Source organism: Gelidimonas diazotrophica, from assembly GCF_055694025.1.
Window position 1 is genome coordinate 1,245,339 of sequence record NZ_CM146349.1, and the last position, 19,818, is coordinate 1,265,156.

The window sequence follows — 19,818 nt, forward strand, 5'->3', positions numbered from 1 at the left end:
GGTAATTATCGCTCAATAGGTTGGTCCTTGTTCGAATATGCACTTTTTGGTGCACTGCGATACTTATGACCCTACCAACCCGAGATTATAGTGATTTTTCAGAGTTCTGCTATAAGTGCTTAAATTATTTTTTGTAATATCGCAACATATGCCGGCTTAAATCCAGTAGCCCGAGATGAAGGCGCGCCATTCCGTAAATTTGATTAGGTATTATGTGTTGTCAATATAGAAATATTCAAGCCAGATTCAGCCAACCGTCCCTGTACCACAAATGCAGTGCCTCATGTACGTCAAGCGAAGCAGTGGCTACTTCCTTGCCGTCCAGTGCACGGCTATCTGCCAGCAAGTCAAGCGTGGCCTTGTCGGCGCGGGCGACAGCGAACGATTCTCCATTGATGAAGACATGTTTGCCGCGATACAGCATTTGGGTTTTGCGGGACAGCGTCAGGCCGCGCTTGATGGCCGCCTGGATGAATTTTTCGGCAGAGAGCGGGCGTGCTGGCGGCTTAAAAGTGACGCTAGCTTTCGGCTCCGACAGGTAGCCGCCCAGAAAGAGCGCCATATCGTCTTCGGTGAATTGCACCTTGATCAATTCAGCCGAGATGCGCGACAGCATGGCGCGACTGATTTCGGCCGGGTGCGCAGTCGGTTTCAGGTCCGGGTCGGCGTATTTTCCGGGCAAGTCGATCGAATCGGCCATGAATTGCAGAAATGCTTCGCCCAGTTCCTGGTAGGCCGGGGCCCGGAATCCGATCGAGTAGGTCATGCATTCGCCGAGCGCGACGCCGTCATGGGCATAATGGGGTGGCAGGTACAGCATGTCGCCCGGTTCCAGCACAAACTCTTGTTCCGGCTGAAAATCGCGCAGAATCTTGAGTGGCAAGCCTTCGATGATGCTCAGGTCTTTTTGCGCCCCGATACGCCAGTGACGCTGGCCGTGCGCCTGCAACAGAAACACGTCGTAGGAATCGAAATGCGGGCCGACGCCGCCGGTATCGGTGGCGTAGCTGATCATCAGGTCGTCCAGGCGCGCATCGGGCACGAAACGGAACTGCCGCAGCAGCGCATCGGCCGCGTCATTATGCAGATTGACGCTTTGCACCAATAGCGTCCAATTCTTTTGGTGGAGGTCGGGAACGGCTTCAATCGGACCGTTGTCCAGTTTGTATTCCTGATCGAAATGGCTCAGTAGCCGGGATTCGACATCCTCTTGCCGGGCCAGCGCAAACAGGGCCTGGCGCGATAGCAGCGGCTTGAAGTCGGGAATGGCTTGCCGGATCAGCAGCGGTTTTTTATGCCAGTAATCGCGGAAGAATTGTGCCGGCGTCAATCCGCCCAGGAGAGTGAGTTTTTTCATGTGCGCATTATAGTCAAGCTAGCTGGGCAGGTATAATCTGGCCATTAACCTCAGAAAGGATTGAACATGAAGATTGCCAAAAATACGGTAGTGACTGTGCAATACAAACTGTCAGATGCACAAGGTAATCTGATCGAAGAGGGTCGTGAGCCGATGGTGTATCTGCATGGCGGCTACGAGAATACCCTGCCTAAGATCGAGGAAGCGCTGGAGGGCAAGGAAGCCGGCTTTGAGACCACACTCCAGGTTGAGCCGGACGACGCCTTCGGTGAATACGATGCCGAGTTGGTCAAGGTCGAGTCACGCAAACATTTGCCGAACCCGCTGGAAGTCGGGATGCAGTTCGAAGGCACGCCGGAAGAAGAAGATGGAGACGACAGCGGGTTAATTTTTACCGTGACCGATATCACCGACGACAAGGTGGTGCTGGATGGCAATCATCCGCTGGCAGGCATGGCATTGCGGTTTTGGCTCAATGTCAAGGAAGTTCGCGCCGCCACCGAGGAAGAAATTGTGCATGAACACGTGCATGGTGCGCATGGCCACCATCATGGCGATGACGATGATCTTGATGAAGACTCGGGCGACGCATTTCGTTCCCATCCGCTGCACTAAATCGGCTGCTACTGGACGCAAAACTTGCAATAAAAAAACCGCAGACTGCGTTCTCTGCGGTTTTTTTACGTCTGGCGATTTTGAACACGGTTTCTGTGCGGAATATATACTGATAATAGTATTTTTAGTAATCGCTTAATATATAAGCGGCAAGCGGCATTTTTATACACATACTCCTTGCTTAATCTGCGGTCGATGATGCTGCGAGGCGAAACAGCGTGCGGCTTGCCGGTTGGACGCTGATCTTTGCCCAGCCGGTGCTCAGGCCCATGCTGCCGATGTTTGCCTGCCAGTTGATCGCATCCGGTTTTGCTTGCGCCTGGCCGTGCAGCAGCAGCACCTTGCCAGGGAATTTTTTTGCCAGTGCGGCGAGTTGCTTGCGCACTTCGATAAAGCCATCGCGCCGCCCTCTGAGCTTGGCCAGTTTCACCGCATCGGGCACGATTAACGGGTTGCCGTCGCAAAACAGCACGATCGCCCGATTTTTTCGCTGCGCCGCATGGATGAAGATCCGCTCCAGCCATTCGCGATTGGCGATTAGACGGTCTTCGAATTCGCTGTTGCGCCCGGCATCCGGCAGGTAATGGTTGTTGTCGGCGGGAAAATTGATGGTTGCAAACAGGACGTTGCCATATTCCCACCGGGCATTTTCCGCATAGCTGCGAAATTTGGCGCTGCTGCTCTGGCGAATCAGCGTGGTGCTGGTGCTGCCAAACGAAACATCGTCCGAAAAAAACAGTTCGCGTACGCGATTCAATTTTTGAATCGCGATCGATTTGCCGTTTTTGGCTTTGCAATTCACCCAGTCGCTGGCGGCAAGCGATACGATCAACGCGTTTTCAGATCTGCCGAAGATTTTTCGGCTGCGAGAATACACATTGTCGCTGCAGCTCTCGGTGTCGGATTTGATGCCATTGACAACCACGAACCCAAGGTTTTCTGCATTACTGGCATTGATTGCCTGCTGCAGCGGATTTTTATTGGCGTCAAGCTGGAAGGTATGCGCAATCACGCCAAAGTCGAAGCTATTCGGTTGCGCCCCTGCAGCCACGGATGGAGCCAGCAGCAAGCCGGCCAAAAGTGGTGATAAAAACGGCAATAAAAATGGAAATAAAGCCGGTCGATTCATCGCGGCGCGCATTCAGGCATTTGCCAATTGTTTGAGGCGATACAGCGCATCGAGCGCTTCACGCGGCGTCAGTGCATCCGGTTCGATTTCGGCCAGCGCGTCGGTGACGGCATTGCGTGCGGCTGGTTCTGGTTCGATTTCCGGCGGCTCAGACGGGATTGCGCTGGCCGCTGCAAACAGGTCCAGTTGCGGCGATGCTTGCACCGAATGCGCCTCCAGCGTAGCCAGATGCCGGCGCGCGGCGCGGATCACCGTCGGCGGCACTCCAGCCAGTTGCGCTACTTGCAAACCGTAACTTTGCGAGGCCGGGCCGGCTTCCACCGCATGCAGGAACACGATATTGTCCTTGTGTTCGACCGCCGACAAATGCACGTTGGCCGCGCTCGGATGCAGTTGCGGCAGTTGCGTCAGTTCAAAGTAATGGGTGGCGAACAGCGTCAAGCTTTTGGTGGTTTCGATCAGATGCCGGGCAATCGCCCAGGCCAGCGCCAGGCCATCGAAAGTGGAGGTGCCGCGCCCGACTTCGTCCATCAGCACCAGCGATTGCTGGGTGGCGCCGTGCAGGATGGCGGCCGATTCGGTCATTTCAACCATGAAGGTGGAACGCCCGCCCGCCAGATCGTCGGCCGCGCCGATGCGCGTGAAGATGCGGTCGATCGGGCCAATCGTGGCGCTGGCGGCCGGGACATAGCTGCCGACATACGCCAGCAGGGTAATCAACGCCACCTGGCGCATGAAAGTCGATTTGCCGCCCATATTGGGGCCGGTGATCAGTTGCAGCCGGCGCTCGGGGTTGAACAGACAATCGTTGGCGATGAAGCGTTCGATCTGGTTTTCCACCACCGGATGGCGGCCTTGCACGATGTCAATGCAGGGCTCGGCTACCAGCGTCGGTGCGCACCAGTTGTGGCGTGCAGCGTGGCTTGCCAGCGCCACCAGCACATCGAGTTGCGCTACTGCATGAGCGATGTTTTGTAATACGGCAATAAACGGCGCCAACGCAGTGAGCAATTCTTCATACAGGTATTTTTCGCGTGCCAGCGCCCGTTCCTGGGCCGACAAGGCCTTGTCCTCAAACGCCTTGAGTTCCGGCGTGATGTAGCGCTCGGCATTTTTCAGGGTTTGGCGGCGTCGATAATCGTCCGGCACCTTGTCGGTCTGGCCGTGCGTGACTTCAATGTAAAAGCCATGCACCTTGTTGTATTCGACCCGCAAATTGGCGATGCCGGTGCGCTGGCGCTCTCTGGTTTCCAAGTCGAGCAGAAATTGCCCGGCGTTTTCCGACAGGCCGCGCAATTCATCGAGTTCCGCGTCGCAACCGGTTGCGATCACGCCGCCGTCGCGCACCATGGCGGCCGGCTCCATCATCACGCTGCGCGTGAGCAGATCGAGGCAGTCTTGCGGCGTAGCTAATGCATCTTGCAGGTACGCCAGCAAGTCGGTGTCGGCGGCGCTATTGCAGCGCGTAACCTGGTCGCGCAATGCCGGCAATTGTTGCAAGCCGTCACGCAGGCTGGCCAAGTCGCGCGGACGGGCGGACACCAGCGCGATGCGGGTGGTGATGCGTTCGATATCCGGGATCGCAGCCAACAGTCGCGACAGCGCATCGTTAGCGTCGTACTGCTGTAGTGCGGCAATCGCGCCAATGCGTGCCTGGGCGATGGATTTGTCGCGGCTGGGATGGTGCAGCCAGTGACGCAGCAGGCGCGAGCCCATCGCGGTGCGGCAATGATCCAGCAAGGAAAATAACGTGGGCGCCGCCGATGAAGCATCCTGGCCGCGTATCGTTTCGCTGATTTCAAGATTGCGCCGGGTAGCCGCATCGAGCCCGATGAATTCGTTTTCGGACTCGACCGTCAGCGTGCGCACATGCTGCAAACTCTTGCCCTGAGTCGCTTGCGCATAGCGCAGCAGGGCGCCGGCCGCACCGATGGCGGCGCTCAAACCCTCTGCACCGAAACCGCTCAGGGTGGCGACATTGAGCTGTTCCAGCAAGGCTTTTTGGCTGCTGGAGAAATCGAAATGCCAGTCTGCCACCCGCACGGTTTTATCGGCGATATTCGCTGGCAGCGCGAAATCACCGCCATCGGCCAGCAGGATTTCGGCCGGTACGATGCGCTCCAGTTCTTGCTGCAGGCGCGTATCGGACGGTTTCGCCTGTTGTGTAAATTCCATCAATTTCAATGCGCCGCTGGCCATCGAGAGCCAAGCCAGGCCGATAGTGACGGTTTTGCGTTGCGTGACTTTGCATAGAGCCAGCAAAGGCTGCTCGGATTTTTCCGCCAGCAGATGCGGGTCGCTCAAGGTTCCAGGCGTGATGACGCGCTGGACCTTGCGCTCGACCGGGCCTTTACTGGTTGCCGGGTCGCCAATTTGCTCACAGATCGCAACCGACTCGCCCTGCTTGATGAGTTTGGCCAGATACTGGTCGGCGGCATGAAAAGGAACGCCCGCCATTTTGATCGGATTGCCGGCAGACGCGCCACGTTGGGTCAGCGTGATGCCCAATAAGCGTGCAGCTTTCTCCGCATCCTCGAAAAACAGCTCATAAAAATCGCCCATCCGATAAAACAGCAATGTGGATGGATAGTCCGCTTTAATGCGGAAATATTGCTGCATCATCGGAGTGTGCTTTTCCAGGGGCTTGATTGCTCTAGCTTCCTCCTGGATTTCATTGATTTCTACCGCCATTCAATCCTCTCGTGTGGTGTCAACTAAAGACACTTTTTTTCAAGTTTTTCGCTAAAAAGTAGCAGCTCGGTAGCATGGTTACTGACTTTGTCGATGCGCATCGAAAGTTGCGGTTTGCATCCTGAGCATTGCCCATTGCCTAAAGGCGATACGACCATTTGCGCCATAGCAGGATTTAAAAGCAAGCGCCGGAGTGCAGTGTACTGTAGTCGTTGCTAAACTTGGTTTCAACAAGTAGCTCGTTGAAAGGAATACACCATGAACATATCAGCGAAAAATGCACAACGCGCAGCCGTCACCCTCGGCGATCCGCGCTGGGCTGCGGTTGTCGCTCGTCAGCCCGAGGCTGATGGCGCGTTTTATTACTCGGTCAACAGCACCGGCGTGTATTGCCGTCCTTCCTGCGCAGCCAAGTTGGCGCGGCCGGAGAACGTGCGTTTCCACGCGAGTTGCGCGGACGCCGAACTGGCCGGATTTCGGCCCTGCAAGCGTTGCAAACCGGACCAGCCTTCGCTGCTTGAGCAATATGCAGTCAAAGTCACTGCAGCCTGTCGGATTATCGAAACATCGCAGAGCGTGCCGGGCCTGCAGGAACTGGCACAGCGCGTCGGCGTAAGCCCCTATCATTTTCATCGCCTGTTCAAGCAGGTCACCGGATTGACGCCAAGGGGATATGCGGCGGCGCAGCGCGAGCAGCGGGTGCGCAATGCACTTGATCGGTGTGACACGCGCATGGGCACCATCACGGCAGCCATTTTCGACGCCGGTTACAACGCCAACTCCCGTTTTTATGAAAAATCGAATGCAGTGCTGGGGATGACGCCGACCAAATATCGGGCCGGCGGCGTCAACACGGAAATCCGTTTCGCGATTGGCGAATGCACGCTCGGTGCGATTCTCGTGGCCCAAAGCGAGCGCGGCGTTTGCGCGATTCTGCTGGGCGACGATCCCGACGCGCTTGCGCGCGATCTGCAAGATCGCTTTCCTCGCGCCACGCTGATTGGCGGCGACAGTGCATTTGAGCAATTGGTGGCCACGGTGGTCGGTTTTGTCGAGGCGCCGGGTAAGGGGCTGGGTCTGGGCCTGAACTTGCCGCTGGATATACGCGGCACCGCATTTCAACAACGGGTCTGGCAAGCGCTACGCGAGATTCCGGCCGGCCAAACCGCAAGCTACACCGAGATCGCACACCGGATTGGCGCTCCGAAATCGGTGCGGGCGGTGGCTGGGGCGTGCGCCGCCAACACGCTGGCGGTGGCGATTCCATGCCACCGGGTGGTGCGCAGCGATGGCGGCCTGTCCGGCTATCGATGGGGCGTCGAACGCAAGCGCGCGCTGCTGGAGAATGAAGCGCGCGCATTGCTGCAACAGGATGTGCAGGGATAACAAGTCTGCAATGGCAATCTGACGTATTGCTCACGAAGGACATGAACAACACGAACATAACTCAGAACCCAACTAGTTCCATAAAAATAGGGAGTATCACTATTTTCATGGCATTTGCCGCTTATATTAATTGCTGGTATTAAATACACTGCAGATAGTACATGGCATGCGCCGAACCCTTGCCTGCGCGTAAACCATTTTTTATGCCTTTCGTGGAGATTGTTTTTCAGCATGATGAACCTGCAACATCAGAGGCGTAGCATCCGTGACAATGAATCTATTCGACGACACTGAGCAAGACCGCACCTGGAGCGAGGAGTTGTGTCCAGGTGCGGTAGTGCTGCGCGGTTTTGCGCTGGAATGTCAGACGACTATCTTGGCGGCCTTGCACGAAATCACAGCCAAAGCGCGGTTTCGCCAGATGGTCACGCCAGGCGGTTTTCGGATGTCGGTGGCGATGACCAACTGTGGCGCCTGCGGCTGGGTGTCTGATCGTAGCGGCTACCGCTATGACGCGCTGGACACCGACAGCGGCCAGCCTTGGCCGCGCATGCCGGAGGTGTTCCTGAATTTGTCCCAAGCGGCTGCGGCGAGCGCCGGTTTCCAGAACTTCGAACCGGACGCTTGCCTGATCAACTGCTACCAACCGGGCGCACGCCTGTCGCTGCATCAAGACAAGAACGAGCGCGACTTTGGGCAACCGATCGTCTCGGTCTCGCTCGGCATTCCGGCAGTCTTTTTGTTTGGCGGTTTCCGGCGCGACGACAAGCCGATGCGGGTGCCGCTGATGCATGGCGACGTGGTGGTGTGGGGCGGTCCGGCTAGGTTGCGCTATCACGGCGTGATGCCGCTAAAAGCGGGCCATCATGCGTTGTTGGGCGAACAGCGCATCAATCTGACATTTCGCAAAGCAGCCTGATTTTGAAATCGGATATTGAAAGCCGCGATGGGTGTTGATCACCCCTGGATATTTGAAAAAAAGTGAAGAAAATCCGTTCGCCCTGTATTGCCATTCAGTAAGTAAAGAAAAATCTGTTTGGCCTGAATAGCCCACAGGGCATATATATTCCCAATCCCTAATTTATCGCTTGAAGCGTGCTTCCGCCATTTCGTCCGCCACCACGCTGGTCGGTAATTCTTCACGGTCGGCGCGGGCGAAGACTTCAGCCAGGGTGTCGCTGATTTTACGCACCTGGGCTTCGACTTCGGCCTCCGGTTTGTGGAAATATTCGTAACAGACCTTGATGATGCCACCGGCGTTGAGTACGAAATCCGGTGCGTACAGCACGCCTTTTTGACGCAGCAGTTCGCCCACGTCGGCGGTGGCAAGCTGGTTATTGGCAGCGCCTGCCACGATCTTGGCTTTCAGGCGGGACAGAGTATCGGGGTTGAGCGTAGCACCCAGCGCGCATGGGGCGTAGATGTCGGCCTGGACGTCGTAAATGGCGTCGGTCGCTACGATTTCGGCGCCGAACTCTGCGCGCGCGCGTTCCAGAGCGGCGCGATCGATGTCGGCCACGATCAGTCTGGCGCCGGCGGCATGCAGGCGGCGGGCGTAGTCGTAACCGACGTGGCCCAGACCCTGCACCGCAACGGTCAAGCCTTCCATCGTGTCACGCTTGAGGTGGTGCTTGACGGCCGCCTGAGCGCCGACAAAGCAGCCCAGTGCGGTGTGGGGCGATGGATCGCCACTGGCCCCGAGGCCGGCGACATAGCGGGTTTTGGTGGCGACATGCGCCATGTCTTCCGGGCTGGTGCCAACGTCTTCGGCCGTGATGTAACGGCCGCCGAGGCGTTCCAGCGCTTCACCCAGGGCTTCGAACAGGGCCGGCGTCTTGTCGGTTTTGGGGTTGCCGATGATGACGCTTTTGCCGCCGCCGAGGGGCAGGCCGGCGACCGCGTTCTTGTAGGTCATGCCGCGCGACAGGCGCAGCACGTCGTTGATGGCCATCGCTTCGCTGGCGTAATTCCACATGCGGCAACCGCCCATGGCCGGGCCGAGGTTGGTGTTGTGGACCGCGATGATGGCTTTGAGGCCGGATTTTGGTTCGCAGGCGAATACCACTTGTTCGTGGTCGTCGAAATTGAGTTCATTGAAGATGAAAGCGGTCATGCTGATGGCTCCGCGCGGATGACAGACACTCGACCGGATAAGGGCGGGTGATGCTTTTCCACATTGTTTATGGTTAAAGGTCAGTAGGTAAAACGAGGCGTTTGCGGCGGGTTGGTGCCGACAAACGATACAAGCGGCGATTTTGTCGCCTCCGTATACTATAAATTACCGCTATAAATTATCGGTTCTCGAAACTCAGAAACGTAGTTACACGCGCCTCAACCCTCGCCCAGATACGCTTTGCGCACTGCATCGTTGGTCAACAAATTGGCGCCGGTATCGGCCAGCACCACGCAGCCGTTTTCCAGCACGTAACCGCGATCAGCCACATTCAGCGCCTTGTTGGCGTTCTGCTCGACTAAAAATACTGTTACGCCCTGCGCGCGAATGGTGCGGATGATCTCGAAAATCTGCGCGATGATCAGCGGCGCCAGGCCCAGCGTGGGCTCGTCCAGCAACAGCAGGCGCGGCCGGCTCATCAGGGCGCGACCAATCGACAGCATTTGCTGCTCGCCGCCCGACATGGTGGCGGCGCGTTGATTATTGCGCTCCATCAAGCGCGGAAACAGCTTGAAAACGTGTTCGATGCCGGCGTCGATTTCCCCACTGCTAGCGAAAAAGGCACCCATCTTCAGGTTTTCCAGCACGGTCAGGCTGGGGAACACGCGCCGTCCTTCCGGCGAAATCCCGATCCCCATGCGCATGATTTCATGCGTTGCGCACTGCGTGATATCGCGCCCTTCAAACAGGATCTTGCCGCTGGAGGCGCGCGGTTTGCCGCAGAGCGTCATCAGCAGCGTGGTTTTGCCGGCGCCGTTGGCGCCGATCAGGGTCACGATTTCGCCCTGTTTGACTTCGAGCGAGACACCGTGCAAGGCTTCGATGGCACCGTAGTGAGTGTGTACCTGCTCAAACTGCAACATCATTCTTCTCCCAGATAAGCTTTGATCACGCGCGCATCGTTGCGTACCTCGATTGGCGTTCCCGTTACGATCGGCTTGCCTTGCTCCATCACCAGAATGCGGTCGGAAATGCCCATGATCAGGCTCATGTCGTGCTCGATGAGCAGCACGGCCACGTCATGTTCGCGTCGCAGGCGGTCGATCAATTGCTGCAATTCCTGCTTTTCCTGCGGATTCAGGCCGGCTGCCGGCTCGTCCAGCAGCAGCAGGCGTGGCTTGGTGATCATGCAACGGGCGATTTCCACGCGGCGCTGAAGGCCGTACGACAGTGTGCCCGCTGCGCGGTTGGCCAGCGCCCGCAAGTTCAGCTGGTCGAGCCAGTAGGCGGCACGCTCCAGTGCCTCGCGCTCGGAGCGTCGATAGCCGGGTAGTTTGAGCAGGCCCGGCAACAGCCCCGTGCGGAGCTGGGTATGCTGCGCCACCAGCAGGTTTTCCAGCACGGTCATGCTCTTGAACAAGCGGATATTCTGGAACGTGCGCACCAATCCATGGCGCGCCACCAGATGGCTCGGCATGCCGCCGATAGCGGTGTTGTCGACCAGAATAGCGCCGTCGGTCGGCCGGTAAAATCCGCTGATGCAATTGAATACGGTGGTTTTGCCGGCGCCATTGGGGCCGATAATCGCAAAAATTTCTTTTTGCATCACAGAAAAATCGACGCCATCGACTGCCAGCAAGCCGCCGAAACGCATCGACAGCCCCGCAACTTTCAATAATACGGCGCTCATTGCGGCAACTCCACATGTGGGCGAGTGGCGGGCAGCAAGCCCTGCGGACGCCACATCATCATCAAGACCATCACCAGGCCGAAAAACAGCATCCGGTATTCGGCAAAGCCGCGCGCCAGTTCCGGCAATACAGTCAGCAAAATCGCTGCCAGAATCACGCCCAGTTGCGAGCCCATGCCACCCAGTACCACGATGGCCAGGATCAATGCTGACTCGATGAAGGTAAACGATTCCGGTGTGACCAGGCCCTGCCGGGCGGCAAAGAAGCTGCCGGCGAGTCCGGCAAAAGCCGCGCCCAGCGTAAAGGCGGACAGCTTGACCCGGGTCGGATTGATGCCGAGTGAGCGGCAGGCGATTTCATCTTCCCGTAACGCTTCCCAGGCCCGTCCCATCGGCATGCGGATCAGGCGACTGGTCACGAAGTAGGTAAACAGCACCAGCAGCAACGCCATGAAATACAGGAAGATCACCATGTGCCCACCCTCATAGGGCAGACCGAGCATTTGGTGGAAGGTGGTGCCGCCTTCCACGCTGGCGGTGCGCGTCATTTCGATCCCGAACACGGTGGGTTTGGGAATGCCGGACACGCCATCCGGGCCGCCGGTCAGGCTGGTCAGGTTGTTGAGCAGCAGGCGAATGATTTCGCCGAAGCCGAGCGTGACAATGGCCAGATAGTCGCCGCGCAAGCGCAATACCGGAAAGCCCAGCAGAAAGCCGAATAGCGCCGACATCCCGGCGGACAGCGGCAGGCATTCCCAGAACGTCAGGCCGAAATACTGGTTCAGCAGCGCATAGGTGTAACCGCCCACCGCATAGAACGCAACATAGCCCAGATCGAGCAGGCCGGCAAAACCGACCACGACATTCAAGCCCAGTCCGAGCACGATATAAATCAACGCCAGGGTGGCCACGTCTACCGCGCCGCGTGAGCCGAAGAAAGGCCAGAGCACGCCGATTACCAGCAGCAACAGCACGATAGCGCGTTGTTGCCCCGGCTGCATCCGGGGTAGCGCCGGCCAGCGCACACTGGCGCGTACGTCTGCCGTGGTGCGCGCCAGCCACGGTTTGGCGAGTTGAAACAGAAACACCAGCGCCACCGCAATCAGTACCGGTGTCCAGTTTGGATGCAACACGACCCGATAGCCTTCAAACTGCAATCGCAGCCCGAGGATAGGAATCGTCAGAATGGCGGTTACTACTGCCGCCGCCACGGCGTTCTTGAATGTATGTCCCATCGGGCGTCCGTTCTATTCTAATGTCTCGTGTTTGTGACTCAGGTCAGCCTGGTCAGCCTGCTATCGCTTGTTGGCGTGCATTGCTTCACACTTTTTCCACATCCGGTTTGCCCAGCAAGCCAGTCGGACGGAATAGCAGAATCAGCACCAGCAGGCCGAACGACACCACGTCTTTATATTCGGAAGGCATGTAGCCTGCGGCGAAGGTTTCCGCCAGGCCCAGCAGTACGCCGCCCAGCATCGCACCCGGAATGCTGCCGATGCCGCCCAGCACCGCCGCGGTGAAGGCCTTGATGCCGACAATGAAACCGATGTACGGATTGAGCTTGCCGACCGATAAGGCGATCAGCACTCCGCCCACCGCAGCCAGCATGGCGCCCAGAACGAAGGTGAAGGAGATCACGCGGTTGGTATCGATGCCCAGCAGATTGGCCATTCCCATGTCTTCGGCACAGGCACGACAGGCGCGCCCCATGCGTGAACGTCCGATAAACAGCGTCAGGGCCACCATCAGCAGCAGCGTTACGCCAACGATCAGCAGACGCGAATAGGGAATGGTGACAGTGAAGTCGCTACCCATTTGAAACTCGATGGCGCCCGAGATCAGCATTGGCACCGACATGTCGCGCGAACCCTGGCCCAGTTGCACGTAGTTTTGCAGGAAGATCGACATGCCGATGGCCGAGATTAGCGGCACCAGGCGCGGCCCTCCGCGTAGCGGCCGGTAGGCGACCCGCTCGACCGTCCAGCCGTATAAGCCCGTCACCAGCATCGATACCATCAGCGCCGCGCCCAGTATCAGCGGCAACGGATAGCCGGCTTGCACGCCGATGGCGGTGAGTGTGACCAGGCCGACATAAGCCCCGATCATGTAAATTTCGCCATGCGCGAAATTGATCATTCCGATAATGCCGTAGACCATGGTGTAGCCGATGGCGATCAGCGCGTAGATTGCGCCCAGACTTAGACCGTTGATAAGTTGCTGGGTAAATTGCGGAAGCAGCTCATTCATGGATATGTATGCATGGGAAAAAGAAATTATAGATGGCACGCGCCCCCATCCATATTGCGATGGGGGGCAGGTACAAGGTTGAGATCAAATTTGCCCGGATACCATGTGCAGGTACCGTGCCGCTACCGACTACTTGGCTTCGCTCTTGGTAGCGTCCTTGTGCCAGGTATACACAACGAACTTGAAGGATTTCAGATCGCCCTTGGCGTCATATGCCACGTTGCCGATCGGCGTTTTGAAAGGATGGCTGTGGATGTAGGCGGCAACCTTGGTCGGGTCGGTGCTCTTGGCGCCGGTCATGGCGTCGGCGATGACCTTCACGGCTGAGTAGGCAGACAATTGGAACGGCCCGCTCGCGTCACGTTTTTTGTCTTTGAAGGCTTTGACCAGGGCGGCGTTTGCCGGGTCGGCAGCAAAGTCGGCCGGCAGCGTCACCAGCATGCCTTCGGAGGCCGGGCCGGCGATCGCCGTAATGTCCTTGTTGCCAACACCTTCCGGCCCCATGAAGGCTGCTTTGATGCCTTGCTCGCGCGCCTGGCGCATCAGCATGCCCATTTCCGGGTGATAACCACCGAAATAGACAAAATCCACGCGTTGCGATTTCAGCTTGGTAATGACGGCTGAATAATCGCTGTCGCCTGCGTTGATGCCTTCAAACAGCACGACCGGAATCTTCGCTGCTTCCAGGCTCGCTTTGACTGAAGAGGCAACGCCCTGTCCATACGATTGCTTGTCATGCAGAATCGCCGTTTTTTTGGGTTTGAGCTTTTCGATCACATACTTGGCGGCGGCAGGGCCTTGCTGGTCATCGCGGCCGATGGTGCGGAAAATGAATTTGTGCGGTTTGTTTTCAGTCAGTTGCGGCGCGGTGGCCGAAGGCGTGATCATGACTACGCCTTCATTCTCGTAAATATCGGAAGCTGGAATGGTGGAACCCGAGCAGACGTGACCGATCACGTATTTGATGCCCTGGCTGACGATTTTGTTGGCCACCGCCACCGCCTGCTTCGGCTCGCAGCTGTCATCCATGATCACGGCTTCGAATTTATTGCTGCCGCCGGCAGCGTTGATCTGTTCGATGGCAGTCAGTGCGCCGGCCTTGACCATATCGCCATACTGCGTCACGGCGCCAGTCATCGGACCGGCGATGGCGATTTTTACGGTTTCCGCGTGGGCAACGCCTGCAAAGGAGACGGCAGCACTGACGGCCAGGGCAATTTGTGTAAGGCGATTCAACGATTTCATAAAAATTCTCCAATTTATTTTGTTATGGTTGCGGTACGTGTCGGTACGGCATGACAACGCCCGGGTTTCCTATTATATCTATAGGAATTTATAAAAAAGGCTGCCAGTTTCAGGTGCAGCCGATTTATTTTTTGCCGTAGAGTTAGATTAAGCCACGGCTTGAAATTTTAGATGTTCCAATTCTGGCAGGGAATTCGCCAGGCGAGAGGTCGTTAGACATGCAATGCATGTCCGAGCGCGCGCAGCGCCGCTTCCTGTACCGCTTCGCCGAGTGTCGGATGGGCGTGGATGGTACCCGCCACGTCCTCAAGCAGTGCGCCCATCTCAATCGAATGACAGAACGCTGCACTCAGTTCGGATACGTTGCGCCCCACCGCCTGCCAGCCGACAATCAGATGGTTGTCACGGCGAGCCACCACGCGCACAAAACCGTCCGTGGACTCAATGGTCATGGCGCGGCCGTTGGCGGCGAACGGAAATAGTGCATTGATGCAGTCAAGCCCTGCTTTCAGCGCGCTTTGTGGCGTCTGACCGACGACCACCACTTCGGGATCGGTGAAGCATACAGCGGGCATTGCGGCCGGCAAGAAATGACGGCGTTTGCCGGCAATGATCTCGGCCACCATTTCACCCTGTGCCATGGCGCGGTGCGCTAGCATCGGCTCGCCCGTCAGGTCGCCAATCGCCCAGACGTCGCGCATCGAGGTGCGGCATTGGTCGTCGATTTTCACCGCGTGGCCCGCCATGTCGAGCATCAAGCTTTCCAGGCCCCAGCCTTGCGTGCGAGGGCGACGGCCGACCGCCACCAGCACTTGGTCGGCCGGCAGTTCAGATTCTTCGCCCTGCGTGTTGCGTACACGTACCGCGTCGCTGCTCGCGTTCAATCCCTGCACTGTACAGCCCAGATGCAATTTCACTCCCAGCCGTTGCAGCGCGGCAGCTACCGGTTTGGTCAGATCTTCGTCGTAGGCAGGCAGTACGCGGTCGATCGCTTCGACCACGCTTACCTCGGCACCCAGCTTGCGATAGGCGATACCCAGCTCCAGTCCAATGTATCCGGCACCGACAACCACCAGACGCCGGGGCAGCGATGATGGCGACAAGGCTTCGGTAGAACTGATGACGGGGCCGCCGAACGGCATGTTGGGCAGCGCCACCGACTGCGAGCCGGTTGCCAGTAACAAGTGCTGGCAACCGATACGCAGCGGTGCAGATCCTGCCACCGCATCTGCACTTTCTGTGCCGTTCTGTTGCACCTCGACCGTTTTGCCGTCGATGATGCGGGCCCACCCTTTAATCACCTGCACACCGTTTTTCTTCAGCAGCGCCGCCACGCCAGAGGTCAGTTTGGTGACGATGCCATCCTTCCAGTGCACTGTTTGCGCCAGTTCGATACGCGGTGACTGGACATGGATGCCGAGCGCCGAGTCGGCAGCATAATGGCACGCCTTTTCAAACTCGTCGGCGGCGTGAATTAATGCCTTGGACGGGATGCAGCCGATGTTCAGACAGGTTCCGCCAAGCTGCTCGCCTTCGATGAGGGTAGTGGCAATACCCAGTTGTGCAGCACGAATTGCGGCGATATAACCGCCAGGGCCACCGCCGATTACCAGCAATGTAGTTGATTGTGTGTTCAATATTTACTCCACGAACAGGGTTGCCGGACATTCCAGATAGCCGCGCAGCGCTTGTATGAACTCGGCTGCGTGCATGCCATCGACTACCCGGTGATCGAATGACGACGATAAATTCATCATTTTTCGCGCCACCACCAGACCGCCACGCATCATCGGCCGTTCGACCATCTTGTTGACGCCAACGATGGCCACCTCGGGATGATTGATTACCGGCGTGGAGACGATGCCACCCAAAGCGCCCAGGCTGGTAATGGTGATGGTGGAACCGGAGAGTTCCTCGCGCGTCGCCTTGCCGCTGCGCGCAGCTTCGGCCAGACGTGCCATTTCTGCTGCGCACGACCACAGGTCACGCGTCTCCGCATGCCGCAACACCGGCACGACAAGGCCAGCGTCGGTTTGGGCGGCAATGCCGATGTGGACCGCACTGTAGCGCGTAACGATGCCGGCATCGTCGTCGAAACGTGCATTGATTTGCGGAAACTCGCGTACCCCGAGCACCACCGCGCGCATCAGCAGCGGAAGCAAGGTAAGCCGGCCACGTTCAGCGCCCCATTGATTGTTCAGACGCGTGCGCAACGCTTCGAGTTCGGTTACATCGATTTCTTCGACATAGGTAAAGTGCGGAATGCGCCGTTTGGCCTCCTGCATCTTCTGCGCTATCTTGCGGCGCAGTCCGATGATCGGCAGCGCTTCTTCGTCATTTCGCTCCTGGTAGCGCATTTCGTTCTTGGCTGCGCCTTGTGGATTTGCGCCGCGAGCGATATTAGCAACATAAGCATCAAGGTCTTGCTGCATGATCCGGCCCGCCGCACCGCTACCTTGCACGTATTGCAGTTCGACACCCAGATCCCAGGCGCGTTGACGCAAGGCGGGCGACGCGATGGGTTTTTCGCCGGCTTGCCGCGTTGCAGAGGCGGCATGTGCAGGTGCCGTCTTCGCAGTATTGTTCAGTGCCGGGATTTTCTTGGGTGCAGCCACAGCCACAGGCGGTGTGATTGGTGTGGATGCAGTCGCAGCCGTGGATGGCACATTCGGCACATTCGGTTCGGCTGGCGTCGCGATGGAGGCCGCCGCGTTGCTGGCACTGGCGTCAACGTTGCCTTTGCCCTCGATTTCAATCCGTATCAGTTCAGCGCCTACCGCTATCACTTGTCCGGCTTTCCCGCCCAAGGCCAGGACGGTGCCTACCACCGGTGACGGAATCTCGATGGTGGCTTTGTCGGTCATTACATCGGCCAGCACCTGATCCTCGGCCACGGCGTCGCCTGGTTGTACACGCCACACTACTAATTCGACTTCTGCAATGCCTTCGCCGATATCCGGCATCTTGATTACATGAATACCCATGTCATGCCTCCATCGTACGTTTGAATGCCGCAGCTACCCGCGCCGGTCCGGGGAAATAAGCCCATTCCTGCGCATGCGGATAAGGCGTGTCCCAGCCGGTCACGCGCTCGATCGGCGCTTCAAGCTGATAGAAGCAATGTTCTTGCACCAGCGCCGTCAATTCGGCACCAAATCCGCCGGTGCGCGTCGCCTCGTGCACGATCACGCAGCGGCCAGTCTTTTTAACCGAAGCAATAATGGTCGGCAAATCCAGTGGCCACAGGCTGCGTAAATCGATAATTTCAGCATCGATCCCGCTCTCCTTTGCTGCGGCTTCCGACACGAAAACCATGGTGCCGTAAGTGAGCACTGTCAGAGCAGTTCCAGCACGAAACACCGACGCTGTCTCCAGCGGTATCGTGTAATAGCCTTCCGGCACTTCGCCCAGCGGATGCTTGGACCACGGCACTACCGGTTGGTCGTGATGGCCATCAAACGGTCCGTTGTACAGGCGTTTTGGTTCGAGAAAAATTACCGGGTCGTCGTTTTCAATCGAGGCGATCAGCAAGCCCTTGGCGTCGTACGGATTGGACGGCATCACGGTGCGCAGTCCGCAGACATGGGCAAACATTGCTTCCGGGCTTTGGCTGTGGGTTTGCCCACCGTAAATGCCACCGCCGCAGGGGGTTCGAATCGTGATCGGCGCGGTGAAATCTCCGGCCGAGCGAAACCGCAGTCTTGCCGCCTCGGAAACAATCTGGTCGTAGGCTGGGTAGATGTAATCGGCGAACTGGATTTCGAGCACTGGCCGCAAGCCATACGCTCCCATGCCGACGGCCGCACCCACGATTCCGCCCTCGGAAATCGGGGTATCAAATACCCGCGATGTGCCGTATTTTTTCTGCAAGCCTTCGGTGCAGCGAAATACGCCGCCAAAATAACCCACATCCTGGCCGAACACGACCACGTTGTTATCGCGTTCAAGCATCACATCCATGGCCGAGCGCAAGGCCTGGATCATGGTCATGGGCGTCTTTTTTTCGTTCATGTTTTTATCTGCGCTCATGGTCAAATTCCTAGCTGCTGGCGTTGTACTCGCAAATGTTCCGGCATCTCTTTATAGATATCGTCAAACATCTCGGCAGGGCTGAAAACATTGCCGCTCGCCATCGTGCCGTATTGCTCGGCTTCTTTTTGCGCGGTAATAACTTGCAACTCCAACTCCTTCTGGGTTTCTTCATGCTCTTGTTCTGACCACGCGCCAATACCGATTAAATACTGTTTGAGTCGTGCAATCGGATCGCCGAGCGGGAAGTGCGCCCAGTCGTCGGCCGGACGGTACTTGGACGGATCGTCCGAGGTCGAGTGCGGACCGGCGCGATAGGTGACCCATTCGATCATGGTCGGACCCAGGTTGCGTCTAGCCCTTTCGGCAGCCCACTTCGAGGCCGCATAAACGGCGAGGAAATCGTTGCCATCAACCCGCAACGACGCGATGCCGCAGCCGACACCGCGTGCCGCGAAAGTGGTGTCCTCGCCGCCGGCGATAGCCTGGAATGTTGAGATGGCCCACTGGTTGTTGACCACATTGAGAATGACCGGCGCCCGATATACATGGGCAAAAGTCAGAGCGGTATCAAAATCGGCTTCGGCAGTAGCGCCATCGCCAATCCAGGCTGAAGCAATCTTGGTGTCGCCCTTGATGGCAGAGGCCATTCCCCAGCCCACTGCCTGAATGTACTGGGTCGCCAAGTTGCCGGAGATCGAGAAGAAGCCAGCCTCACGCACCGAATACATCACCGGCAACTGCCGTCCCTTGAGGGGATCGCGCTCGTTCGACATCAGCTGGCAAATCATATCCACCAGAGGCACGTCGCGTGCTATCAGGATGCTTTGCTGACGATAGGTGGGAAAGCACATGTCATCGATGTTGAGCGCCAGCGCTTGTGCCGTCCCGATGGCTTCTTCGCCCAGGCTCTGCATGTAAAAAGACATTTTTTTCTGGCGCTGTGCGATCAGCATGCGGGCATCGAAGATGCGCGTTTTCATCATGGCGCGCAGCCCGGCACGCACTGTTTCCAGTTCGATTTCCGGTACCCACGGCCCGACGGCGTGACCTTCATCGTCGATCACCCGCACCAGCGAGTAGGCAAGATCCAGGGTGTCAATCGGCGACGCTTCAACCGGAGGTCTGCGCACCTCGCCGGCTGGCGATAGCCGCAAATAAGAAAAATCAGTCGCATGACCCGGGCGCCCAGTAGGCTCCGGCACATGCAGACGAAGGGGTTCGTTCTGCCGCATTCGTATCTCCTCGCGCGATTGTGTCGTGCGTTTTGTCGTTATGTTCGGCCCGGTGCATGGTGGTGACCGGTACCGACCTTT

Annotated in this window: 16 protein-coding genes; 3 read left to right on the plus strand and 13 right to left on the minus strand. The window is 57.8% G+C overall.

Annotated features, from left to right (window positions below; all coding sequences use genetic code 11):
- Nucleotides 1-235 precede the first annotated feature (235 nt).
- A complete protein-coding gene (locus KGFNPO_RS05780) occupies nucleotides 236-1,357 on the minus strand; it encodes a JmjC domain-containing protein (RefSeq protein WP_472633541.1) in 1,122 nt (373 codons plus the stop codon).
- Nucleotides 1,358-1,423: 66 nt separating this feature from the next.
- Between KGFNPO_RS05780 and KGFNPO_RS05785 the strand changes: the two genes are divergently transcribed.
- Complete coding sequence (locus KGFNPO_RS05785) at nucleotides 1,424-1,972, plus strand: FKBP-type peptidyl-prolyl cis-trans isomerase (RefSeq protein ID WP_472633542.1); 549 nt, start codon at nucleotides 1,424-1,426, stop codon at nucleotides 1,970-1,972.
- Between the two features lie 181 nt (nucleotides 1,973-2,153).
- On the opposite strand, the gene KGFNPO_RS05790 is transcribed toward KGFNPO_RS05785, so the two are convergent.
- Nucleotides 2,154-3,101: a hypothetical protein gene (locus KGFNPO_RS05790; RefSeq protein WP_472633543.1), complete on the minus strand. Its 948-nt coding sequence runs from the start codon at nucleotides 3,099-3,101 to the stop codon at nucleotides 2,154-2,156.
- A gap of 12 nt (nucleotides 3,102-3,113) precedes the next feature.
- Nucleotides 3,114-5,792, minus strand: a complete 2,679-nt coding sequence (gene mutS / locus KGFNPO_RS05795; protein ID WP_472633544.1) for a DNA mismatch repair protein MutS — start codon at nucleotides 5,790-5,792, stop codon at nucleotides 3,114-3,116.
- Between the two features lie 258 nt (nucleotides 5,793-6,050).
- Between mutS and ada the strand changes: the two genes are divergently transcribed.
- Nucleotides 6,051-7,178, plus strand: a complete 1,128-nt coding sequence (gene ada / locus KGFNPO_RS05800) for a bifunctional DNA-binding transcriptional regulator/O6-methylguanine-DNA methyltransferase Ada (RefSeq protein WP_472633545.1) — start codon at nucleotides 6,051-6,053, stop codon at nucleotides 7,176-7,178.
- 265 nt (nucleotides 7,179-7,443) lie between these two features.
- Nucleotides 7,444-8,097: a DNA oxidative demethylase AlkB gene (alkB, locus tag KGFNPO_RS05805; RefSeq protein ID WP_472633546.1), complete on the plus strand. Its 654-nt coding sequence runs from the start codon at nucleotides 7,444-7,446 to the stop codon at nucleotides 8,095-8,097.
- 162 nt (nucleotides 8,098-8,259) lie between these two features.
- Here alkB and KGFNPO_RS05810 read toward each other — a convergent pair whose 3' ends face one another.
- From KGFNPO_RS05810 to KGFNPO_RS05855, 10 genes are all read right to left on the minus strand, one after another.
- Nucleotides 8,260-9,291 carry a Glu/Leu/Phe/Val family dehydrogenase gene (locus KGFNPO_RS05810; protein ID WP_472633547.1) on the minus strand — a complete coding sequence of 344 codons (1,032 nt, stop codon included), beginning with the start codon at nucleotides 9,289-9,291 and terminating at the stop codon, nucleotides 8,260-8,262.
- Nucleotides 9,292-9,509: 218 nt separating this feature from the next.
- Nucleotides 9,510-10,214 carry an ABC transporter ATP-binding protein gene (locus tag KGFNPO_RS05815; protein ID WP_472633548.1) on the minus strand — a complete coding sequence of 235 codons (705 nt, stop codon included), beginning with the start codon at nucleotides 10,212-10,214 and terminating at the stop codon, nucleotides 9,510-9,512.
- Nucleotides 10,214-10,981: a high-affinity branched-chain amino acid ABC transporter ATP-binding protein LivG gene (gene livG, locus KGFNPO_RS05820; RefSeq protein ID WP_472633549.1), complete on the minus strand. Its 768-nt coding sequence runs from the start codon at nucleotides 10,979-10,981 to the stop codon at nucleotides 10,214-10,216. Before livG ends, KGFNPO_RS05815 begins: the two co-directional genes overlap by 1 nt.
- Entirely contained in the window at nucleotides 10,978-12,216 is a 1,239-nt protein-coding gene (locus tag KGFNPO_RS05825) for a high-affinity branched-chain amino acid ABC transporter permease LivM (RefSeq protein ID WP_472633550.1), read from the minus strand. Before KGFNPO_RS05825 ends, livG begins: the two co-directional genes overlap by 4 nt.
- 85 nt (nucleotides 12,217-12,301) lie before the next feature.
- Nucleotides 12,302-13,228 (minus strand): high-affinity branched-chain amino acid ABC transporter permease LivH, encoded by a 927-nt coding sequence (livH, locus tag KGFNPO_RS05830; protein ID WP_472633551.1) that lies wholly within the window; start codon nucleotides 13,226-13,228, stop codon nucleotides 12,302-12,304.
- Nucleotides 13,229-13,357: 129 nt separating this feature from the next.
- Nucleotides 13,358-14,473 carry a branched-chain amino acid ABC transporter substrate-binding protein gene (locus KGFNPO_RS05835; protein WP_472633553.1) on the minus strand — a complete coding sequence of 372 codons (1,116 nt, stop codon included), beginning with the start codon at nucleotides 14,471-14,473 and terminating at the stop codon, nucleotides 13,358-13,360.
- Between the two features lie 212 nt (nucleotides 14,474-14,685).
- The gene (gene lpdA, locus KGFNPO_RS05840) at nucleotides 14,686-16,113 is read right to left on the minus strand and encodes a dihydrolipoyl dehydrogenase (protein WP_472634395.1); all 1,428 of its coding nucleotides are present in this window, start codon (nucleotides 16,111-16,113) and stop codon (nucleotides 14,686-14,688) included.
- Nucleotides 16,114-17,457, minus strand: a complete 1,344-nt coding sequence (locus KGFNPO_RS05845; RefSeq protein WP_472633554.1) for a dihydrolipoamide acetyltransferase family protein — start codon at nucleotides 17,455-17,457, stop codon at nucleotides 16,114-16,116.
- A 1-nt stretch (nucleotide 17,458) separates the two neighbouring features.
- Nucleotides 17,459-18,502, minus strand: coding sequence for an alpha-ketoacid dehydrogenase subunit beta (locus KGFNPO_RS05850; RefSeq protein ID WP_472633555.1), 1,044 nt, complete (start codon nucleotides 18,500-18,502; stop codon nucleotides 17,459-17,461).
- 2 nt (nucleotides 18,503-18,504) lie between these two features.
- A complete protein-coding gene (locus tag KGFNPO_RS05855) occupies nucleotides 18,505-19,737 on the minus strand; it encodes a thiamine pyrophosphate-dependent enzyme (protein WP_472633556.1) in 1,233 nt (410 codons plus the stop codon).
- Nucleotides 19,738-19,818: the final 81 nt, after the last annotated feature.

What these genes read in the sequence shown, in the direction of transcription:
- KGFNPO_RS05780 (WP_472633541.1), bottom strand. Translation starts at nt 1,357, where the DNA reads ATGAAAAAACTCACTCTCCTGGGCGGATTGACGCCGGCACAATTCTTC.
- KGFNPO_RS05785 (WP_472633542.1), top strand. Translation starts at nt 1,424, where the DNA reads ATGAAGATTGCCAAAAATACGGTAGTGACTGTGCAATACAAACTGTCA.
- KGFNPO_RS05790 (WP_472633543.1), bottom strand. Translation starts at nt 3,101, where the DNA reads ATGAATCGACCGGCTTTATTTCCATTTTTATTGCCGTTTTTATCACCA.
- mutS (WP_472633544.1), bottom strand. Translation starts at nt 5,792, where the DNA reads ATGGCGGTAGAAATCAATGAAATCCAGGAGGAAGCTAGAGCAATCAAG.
- ada (WP_472633545.1), top strand. Translation starts at nt 6,051, where the DNA reads ATGAACATATCAGCGAAAAATGCACAACGCGCAGCCGTCACCCTCGGC.
- KGFNPO_RS05810 (WP_472633547.1), bottom strand. Translation starts at nt 9,291, where the DNA reads ATGACCGCTTTCATCTTCAATGAACTCAATTTCGACGACCACGAACAA.
- KGFNPO_RS05815 (WP_472633548.1), bottom strand. Translation starts at nt 10,214, where the DNA reads ATGTTGCAGTTTGAGCAGGTACACACTCACTACGGTGCCATCGAAGCC.
- livG (WP_472633549.1), bottom strand. Translation starts at nt 10,981, where the DNA reads ATGAGCGCCGTATTATTGAAAGTTGCGGGGCTGTCGATGCGTTTCGGC.
- KGFNPO_RS05825 (WP_472633550.1), bottom strand. Translation starts at nt 12,216, where the DNA reads ATGGGACATACATTCAAGAACGCCGTGGCGGCGGCAGTAGTAACCGCC.
- livH (WP_472633551.1), bottom strand. Translation starts at nt 13,228, where the DNA reads ATGAATGAGCTGCTTCCGCAATTTACCCAGCAACTTATCAACGGTCTA.
- KGFNPO_RS05835 (WP_472633553.1), bottom strand. Translation starts at nt 14,473, where the DNA reads ATGAAATCGTTGAATCGCCTTACACAAATTGCCCTGGCCGTCAGTGCT.
- KGFNPO_RS05845 (WP_472633554.1), bottom strand. Translation starts at nt 17,457, where the DNA reads ATGGGTATTCATGTAATCAAGATGCCGGATATCGGCGAAGGCATTGCA.
- KGFNPO_RS05850 (WP_472633555.1), bottom strand. Translation starts at nt 18,502, where the DNA reads ATGAGCGCAGATAAAAACATGAACGAAAAAAAGACGCCCATGACCATG.
- KGFNPO_RS05855 (WP_472633556.1), bottom strand. Translation starts at nt 19,737, where the DNA reads ATGCGGCAGAACGAACCCCTTCGTCTGCATGTGCCGGAGCCTACTGGG.